Origin of the sequence: Actinocrinis sp. (assembly GCF_035938995.1) — a bacterium.
Lineage (GTDB): Bacteria > Actinomycetota > Actinomycetes > Streptomycetales > Catenulisporaceae > DASZGI01.
This window is the reverse complement of the sequence record NZ_DASZGI010000244.1, coordinates 1-7,503: the sequence shown is the minus strand read 5'-3', so window position 1 is coordinate 7,503 and position 7,503 is coordinate 1. Positions and strand designations below refer to the sequence as shown.

2 protein-coding genes are annotated in these 7,503 nt (G+C 66.3%); both read left to right on the top strand.

The features are described from left to right. Window positions 1–429: enoyl-CoA hydratase/isomerase family protein (locus tag VGZ32_RS17180; protein ID WP_326887070.1), on the top strand; the 429-nt coding region annotated here is incomplete at its 5' end. A gap of 1,515 nt (window positions 430–1,944) precedes the next feature. Then, a partial coding sequence (locus VGZ32_RS17175; RefSeq protein WP_326887069.1) for a DUF7402 domain-containing protein occupies window positions 1,945–7,503 on the top strand: 5,559 nt, incomplete at its 3' end.

The following is a 7,503-nucleotide window of genomic DNA, read 5'->3' as shown; positions in this document are numbered from 1 at the left end:
GGACAGCTCGAGATCGGTTCGGGGATCATCCCAGGATGCGGCGGCATGCAGCGGCTGTGGCGGCTCGTTGGTCGCTCCCGTGCACTGGAGATCATCGCCTCGGGCGAAGACTACGGCGCGGAGCTGGCGGAGCGTTACGGCTGGATCAACCGCGCAGTGCCGGACAACGAGCTCGACTCCCTCGTCGAGCGGTTCGCACATCGGATCGCTTCATTCGATGCCGCAGCGCTGCGCGCAGTGAAGGACATCCTCAACGAGGAGGTTCCGCCGCCCACCGCCGCGAGTCTGGCATCTGCGCACACGCGCTTCACCGCCCTTCTCGCCCGGCCTTCCGTCCAGGAACGGCTCCAGCGATCGGGAAAGGCGAGCCCAGAAATGATCCTCGACCTGGAGCTGAACATGGGCGACCGTATCGGGCCCCGCTCCTGACCGTGACCACCACGCTCCGGAGACGCAGGACGGGTCAGCCCTCCGCGTTCCACCGAGCGCCCGCGAGCAGGCACGTACGGCCACGTTCGAGCAGATGGCGGCCAACGTCTCCCCTTCCTCGACGCCGTCCAACTGCAACGCTACGACCTGCTGAGCTTCTCCCTCGGCTGCATCAGTCGCAAGGAGCTGTCAGTGTCGAGTCGTTCGGATGTCATATCGGCCCTGTTCGCCGGAGGATCCGTCGTCAAAGCCGGGACTGAAGCCGAGAAAGCCCTGAATAATCTCATCAGTGTGGTTGGTGGTATGGGCACGGCCGCCATGGCTCCCACGGACATGATGCTTGCGGCAACGTACGACACCCCCGGCCCTCGATCAGCGCTCCTGGTGCTCCGCAAGACTTCGCGAGCAGTCAAGGGCCTGATCCGAACTACCAACCAGGCGGCGCCTGCTCAGATAATCCTGTCTGCGCATCGGATCCCACTGGTTGAGCCCGACCGAAGGACGGTATTTCCGCCCGGCCTGGAATAGTCCCAGCGTTCTCAGCCCTCAACAACCGTCCGAAACCGCCATGGCAGCGTCGTGGCAGCGGTATGCGAGATCCGTCTGCGCTACTTGTGCTACAGGATTCGAGGCCGATCTAGGCGATCGCTAGTCGGGGTGAGTCATCGGGCGGGCGCGGTCACTTGCTGATGTCCTGGTAGATGTCTTCGTTCGAGGAGATGGGTTGGGGTGCGGATGTCTGCGTGGCGCAGGTCCGATGGGGCGCGCGTGGTAGAGCGGGAACGGCGTGTTGAGGCTGTCGGCGCCCCAGCCGGGGACGGCAGGAGCCGAAGACTCGGGGTCACGGGACGGCGCAAATCCTTCGCGGGCACGAGGGTCGCGACGTTTCTCGTGATCTTGTCGGTCGCGGCCACGATGAGTGCGGCGCCGCCCGTCGCGGCGGCGTCCACCACACCTTCTAAGTCGGCGTCGGCGGGAGCATCCTCGCCCGCAGCCGCCTCGAGCCTGATCTCGGCTGCACAGGCGGCGACGCGGGCGCGGGCGACGCGTCGGTCGGTAGTTGCCACCGCTTTGACCACTGCGTCCTCGCAGACTGTGGCGAACCCGAGCGGGACGCTTACGCTCACGCAATCGGCGGTGCCGACCCGGGTGTGGCAGCACGGGGCGTGGGCGAACCTGGACGCCACGCTCAAAGCCGGGCCAGGCAACACAGTGTCTCCGATCGCGACCTCCGATCCAGTCTCCTTGTCCGGCGGCGGCTCCGGTCCTGTGGCGTCGCTGTATAGCGGGGGCCGTGGCTTGTCGCTCATTCTTCCGGTGGCGTTGCCGCGTCCGGAACTTGCCGGTCCGACCGCCACCTATCGCAATGTGCTGCCGGGTGTGGACCTGACGGTCACCGTTCAGACCAGTGGTGCGTTCAGTGATGTGTTCACTGTGCACACGCCGGCTGCGGCGAAGGATCCGCGGCTCGCGAGCCTTTTGTCGGCAAAGACGAATGTCAGTAAGGGTCTGACGGTGTCCGCAGACGGCGCGGGCAATCTGGCTGTCGCGGATGCGAGCGGGCACAGCGTATTCACCGCCCCGGCACCCCTGGCCTGGGACTCGGCAACGACCGCACCGATCGCGACGAACGATCCGGCATCCGCGCCCGGCCCGGCCGTCTCCAGCCAGACCGGTCCGGGGCGGCGTGCGCACGAGACCCATGTGTCGGCCACAGTGCGACAGGGCACGATCACGCTCGCACCGCCGACGAGCCTGTTGTCTGACTCAGGCGCCGACTTCCCGATCTACCTGGACCCCACCTTCTCGCCGAGCTACGGCAACACGGGATGGGCCAGCCCTGGCGCCGGATTCCCCAACGACAACCACTGGGACTCGACCGTCGACCCGACCGCAGGCATCACGCAGATCGGCAACTCCGGCGGCCCGGAGAGGGAGGCTTTGAGCCTGTTCGACTTCCCGATCGACCTGAACACCTTGAGCGGGGCCACCATCTTCTCCGCTACTTTCGGCATCACCGAAACCCATTCCTGGGCCTGCCTGACCAACGGCCACGATCAGTCGGTGAACCTCTTCGCACCGGCCGACACACTCGTCGCGTCGAACGGGACCTGGAACGACTGGATCCCCAATCTGGGCGCCAGGATCGCCAACGAAAACTTCGCGCTCGGCGGCTCGGGCTGCCCCGCGGGCGGCATCCCCGCATTCGATGTGGCGAACACCGTCCGTGGCGACGTGGCCGCGGGCAAGGGCACCCAGACACTCGTCATGCGCGCCGACAACGGTTCTGACAACTATGCGTTCAAGGAATTCCAGGCGAACACGGCGAACCTGACCGTCACGTACGACAAGACCCCCAACACTCCGAGCGGACTGAGCACCTCTCCCGCCACCAACTGCGCCGGAAGCGTGCTCGGCGACACGGCAGTCACGCTCTTCGCCCCTGTGTCCACACCCACGAACAGCCCGCTGACCACCACCATCAACCTCTACAAGACCGCTGACGGCAGCAGGGCGAACCTGCTGACCCCGGCGAACGGCATCCCCTCCGACCAGTACTCCGGCGGCTCCGGCCAAGCCGCAGTCTCCGTCCTGCCCGAGTCGTTCTTCAGGGCCCAGGCCGGCGCCGCCGCGACCTCGTTCAGCTGGCTCGCCCAGACCACCGACGGATTACTGACCTCGGGCTGGTCGAGCACCTGCACCTTCACCTGGGACCCGACCCGCCCCGGGTCTGCAGGCATCGCCCCCAACCAAAGCGCGCCCAGCGGCACCAAGACCTGCGCCATCGTCGGAGACACCACAGACACCATCCAGCCGGTCGGAACCAGCTGCTCGTTCACCCTCACCCCGCCCAGCGGCGGCATGATCTCGGGCTACACCTACCAGGTCGACCAGGCGGCCCCCGTCACGGTCAGCGGGAGCGGCGCCGCGACGATCACCGTTCCGCTCACGCGGCTAGTCAATACACTGGTTGTCAATGCCCTGTCTCCGGGCGGGAACTCCGGCTCGGCCGCCACCGTCTGGTTCGACGGCACCACGATCAATCCGCCCGCCAAGGACGGAGACGTCACGAACGACGGCACCCCGGATCTGACCGTCCCCGGAGGTCCCGGCACCGCATTCCCGTCGGGTCTGTGGCTGGCTCAGGGACACACGGACGGCACGGTCGCATCCGACGCCGTCGACATCGGCGTCAACGGACTCGCGATCAATACGGGCGCCGATCCCGCCGACTGGAACGGTTCGCAGGCCATCACCGGCGATTTCTGCGGCTACGGCGCCCAGGACGTCATGGCGTACTTCCCCGCCGGCGCCAACGCCGGCGGCGGAGACATAGCCTGCAACGACGGAAGCAGCGACCCGCTGCACCTCGGTCCCCCCACCAGCCTCGGCACCACGAGCGCGCCCTTCCGGATCGCCCCGGCAACGTTCCAGGACGCCGGCGGCCACAACGCCGTCCAGATCGCCGACGCCGGAAACACCAGCGGCGCCCTCGACGCCCACCCCGACCTGTTCGCGACCATCAACAACCAGCTTTACCTGTTCACGTCCAAGACGACGAACGGCTACAGCAACGACGTGAGCCAGGGCTTTGGGCTGTGCTCGCAGGACTGTGACGTGCTCACCAGTCTGAACACTCCGGACGGCAGCCAGGACTGGAACTCCTGGACCGTCGCCACCGTCCAGCTCGCGTCGGGCACCGCGATGTACCTGTGGAACCCGTCGACTGGGCAGCTTGATCTGTGGACCGGCCTGAGCCTGGCCGGCAACGGCTCGACGCTGAGTACCACCGGTGCATACGTCATCGCGGCCAACTGGAACACGAATGTCGCCGGGCTGGTCCTCCATGCCGCCGACATCAACGGCGACGGCATCCCGGACCTGTGGGCCACCTACGCCTCTACCCGCATCATGACTGCGTATATGCCGACGACGCTAGGCAACAACCCCGCTATTGGCACCGCAGTCACGACGCTGTCCACCCCCACGCACGCCTGGCACTTCCAGGACATCGGCGCCAGCACCTCCGGCACCGCATTGGCCGGCACCGCGGACAACATCAGTGGCCTGAACCTGGCCGGCTCCGGGGCAAACGCCGCCTGGAACACCGGCGACATCTATTCACCCGACGCGTCGCTGAACACCAATACCGACGGCAACACGCCGACCGCCGGCGGTACCGGGCAGCTGTCTGCCAACGGCCCGGCCTTGAGCGTCAGCAACGACTTCACCGTGTCCGTGCATGTCAAACCCAACGCGCTCGGCGGCGTGATCCTCTCCCAGGACGGGGCCGACTCCAGCGGATTCCTGCTCTATCCCGACGTCAACAACGGGAAGTGGTATTTCTGCCTGGCCAAGACGGACAACAGCGTCTGGAACTACGACTGCGCCTCCGGCGGTGCGGCCCAGCTGGGCGCATGGACATGGCTCGAGGCCACCTACGAGGCTGCGACCGGCACGATGACTCTGTATGTCAATGGCGTGACCGCCGCGACGGCCAGCCATACCGCAGTGGCCGGATTCACCGGCCCGTTCCAGGCGGGCGTTCAGCTATACCAGGGCAGCCACACGAGCAACTTCGCGGGGCAGGTAGCTGATATCCAGATATGGAATGAGACTTTGTCCGTTCCGGTGGGCTCTGCGGGCCCCATCCTCGGTTCCGCCGGAACGGTGGGCGCGGACTTCTCGGCGAACAACGGGACGGGTCATTCCGACGTGTTCGGCGCGACGATCAACGCGCTGGATGATCCGGCGAAGATGGATACGCTGCAGCAGACCGGGATGCAGTTGATTCGCCGCGACGCGTATCTCTTCCAGATCGTGCCGAACACCACCGTGGCGGCATATAAGGCGAACATGGGGGTGGCGGGTAGCGTCACCGACCCCAGTACCTGGGATTGGTCCAAGTACGCCTGGGTGAATCAGTACCACAGCCGCGGCTTCCACATCCTGTTGATCATGAGTTATGACACGGCGTGGCTCCAGCAGCCCAACTGCGGCAGCTGCGTGTCCAACGGGGTTCCGATCGGCGTCCCGTCGGACTGGGGCGTGTATGCGGACATCGTGAAGAAGATCTACCAGCACTTCCAGGGCGAGGTGAACATGGTGGAGATCTGGAATGAGCCCGACGGCGGTTTCCTGAACGTGGCGGGCAGTCCGTACGGGGACAATCTGTCGGCGTACAAGGACATATATGCGAATGCATCGAACGCCATCCGGTCGGTGGACTCGGCGATCCCGATCGGCGGCCCCGTCGTCTCCCAGCCCAGTCTGACCAGCTGGGGAGCCGCCCTGTTGCAGGATCCACAGATCCCGGCTAATAACATCAACTTCCTGAGCTATCACGATTACAGCAATCCGACCGGGGAATCGGTGACCGCGTGGAAGAACATGGCCGCAGCCGCCGGCCGTGGCCCTGATTTCCCGGTCTACGTGACCGAATGGAACTCCACTGCGGCGTTCGATCACGACCCCCTGGCCAACGATCACCCCGACGCGATCAGCTATACCGGGGACCGGTTGACCAACCTGTACAAGCAGCAGGCGAACGGCTCCACCTACTACGCCTACAACGACCCCCTGCTGGCGCCCGACTTCTACGGCATCTACGCCAACGGCACCTTGCTGCCCAAGTCGCGCACGATCCGCCTGCTGTCCGAAGACCTCGGTCTAGGGGCGGGGGACAGTACGATTCGCGGAGTCAGCTTTGCCAGTCCGGTGACCAACGCGGGTGCGGCGACCACCGCGACGGGCGATGATGTGGCCTGGGTGGTCAACGACGGCACGTCCCCAGTCACGGTGACGTTGAACATGACCGGCCTGGGTGCCATGTCCGCCGCGCAGGCCAACATCTTCGAGGCGAGCGCGAATCAGGCGGTGGTCTCGCCCAAGGCGAGCGTCCCGTTGAAGGTGTCCGGGGGCAACGCCACGATGCTGGTCAGCGCGCCGGCCAAGTCGGTGGTCGGGGTCCGGCTCACGCCCTATGCGATCGCGCAGCAGGAGAACATCGCGCCGCTGGCGGCGGTGACCGCATCCTCGCAGTCTGCCGGGTTGCCGGCCAGTGCGGCGACCGACGGGGTGATCGGAGTGTGGGGTGCCGGGGAGTGGGCCTCGAACGGGGAGCTGACCCCCTGGATCCAGCTGACCTGGCCCACCGCGCAGACGGTCGGACGGATCGTGCTCTACGACCGTTCCAACCCGATCGACCAGATCCACGCGGGGACCCTGGTCTTCAGCGACGGCAGTACCGTGCCGATACCGGAGTTGCCCAACGACGGCACCGGCAAGGCGATCGATTTCGCCCCGCGCACCGTCACCTCGGTCAAGCTGCAGGTCACCGTCGGTTCCGGGCTGAACGTGGGGCTGTCCGAGATCCAGGTGTTCCGGGCGGCCAACATCGCCGCGCAGGCCACCCTGACCGCGTCATCAGCGGCCGGCACCGCCACGTCCGCGCGCAAGACGATCGACGGCATCATCGGGCAGTCCACCGGGCAGTGGGTCTCCACTGAAACCAACCCGTGGCTCAAAGCCACCTGGCTCAACACCCGCACCATCGACGAGGTCGACCTCTACGACGCGGTCGGCACCGGCGGGCACGCCAACGGGGGCACGTTGACCTTCAGCGACGGCAGCACGATCAATGTCACCGGGATCCCCACCGACGGCACCGTCAAGGCGGTGACCTTCCCGCCCATCTCAGTGACGTCGGTCACCTTCCAGGCCACCGGCGGCATCGGCAGCAACGTCGGCCTGTCCGAGATCAGGGTCCTGGAGGCGCCGAACCTGGCCTCCAGCGCGACGGCGACCGCGTCCTCCACCTACAACGACGACCCCACATTCGCCGCGTCGGCGGCCACCGACGGCACCATCGACCAGTGGTACTCCGGGGAATGGGCCTCAAAGGGCGAGCTAGAGCCCTGGATCCAGCTGACCTGGCCCACCGCGCAGACCCTCGGGCACGTCGTGCTCTATGACCGCAACAACATGATCGACCAGATCAACGCCGGCACCCTGACCTTCAGCGACGGCAGCTCCATCCCGGTATCCGCGTTGGACAACTCCGGCCTGGGCGAG